Raw genomic sequence first — 1196 nt, forward strand, 5'->3', positions numbered from 1 at the left:
TTTATTGCTGAGCTGACAGGGCTTTACGCAGATATTCCATAGATTATCTCCCGGCATAAATACCGGGAGGAGCGATCAGATTCGTTCAACCTTGCACGAATCGGCATTAACCGCTTTCAGGATATAAGGTTCAAGCAGTTTGGCTACGGCTTCAAACACGGGCACCACTACGGAGTTACCGAACTGCCTGTACGACTGAGTGTCTGACACAGGAATGCGAAAAGGCCTGCCATCTACTTTTTCAAAACCCATAAGGCGCGCGCACTCTCGCGGAGTCAGCCTGCGGGGCCGATGCGCCTGATTTTCTTCGTTCGCGAAGTCTGTTTCACCTGTGGCCATATCCCAGCCACGGTCTATCAGAATTTCAGACCCGTCTTTGTGATAGCGAGCAGAAAGCGTACGGGCAATGCTTTCTTTATTTTCAGGATTAACGAGGCCAAAACCGAATCCGTTACCCTTAGCTGCGTGCTTTTTGGCGTAGTTATAGAGATACTCCCAGAGTTTCGGCGTCAGTATATATTTGCTGTCAACCACGGGTTCCAGCAGTTCGCCAAATGACGGACGCTGTTCCGGATAAAAACGACTAATATCGCGCAGGGTAAAGCCCTGGTGAATGTTCAGATCACGGCGGAAACCGACCAAAACGATACGTTCTCGGTGCTGAGGTAAAAAGTGCTTTCCGTCGATAACTTTAGGATCGTTTTTGCCCATCTCAGCTGCATCCGCAACTTCATAGCCCAGTTCGTCGAGGGTATCCATGATGACTTTAAAGGTTTTACCCTTGTCATGGCTCTTCAGGTTTTTAACGTTTTCAAGAACAAAGATGGCAGGTTTTTTTGCGCGGATAATACGCGCCACATCGAAGAAAAGCGTTCCCTGAGCCTCACATTCGAAACCATGCGCGCGCCCGAGCGAGTTTTTCTTGCTTACGCCCGCAAGGCTAAACGGTTGACAGGGGAAACCTGCTAGAAGTACATCATGATCCGGCACATGCTCATTAATGTAAGCATAGGCATCGTTTTCAGGTACTTCAGGTTTATCACTGAGCGTGACTTCACGAATATCGAGATTGAAAGTGTGTTCCTGAGCATCGTTAAACCAGTTAGCTTTATATGTGCGCACAGCCTCTTTATTCCATTCACTGGTAAAAACGCACTGGCCACCGATGGTTTCGAAGCCCTTCCGTATACCTCCAA

General features: G+C 48.4%; 1 protein-coding gene. It reads right to left on the reverse strand.

Annotated features, from left to right (window positions below; translation table 11 throughout):
- Positions 1 to 75 precede the first annotated feature (75 nt).
- The coding region (gene dcm, locus ACOTX1_RS23760) for a DNA (cytosine-5-)-methyltransferase (RefSeq protein ID WP_421766888.1) at positions 76 to 1196 on the reverse strand (1121 nt) is incomplete at its 5' end.

This window comes from Enterobacter cloacae complex sp. IR5401, from assembly GCF_049238425.1.
Taxonomy (GTDB): domain Bacteria; phylum Pseudomonadota; class Gammaproteobacteria; order Enterobacterales; family Enterobacteriaceae; genus Enterobacter; species Enterobacter hormaechei_C.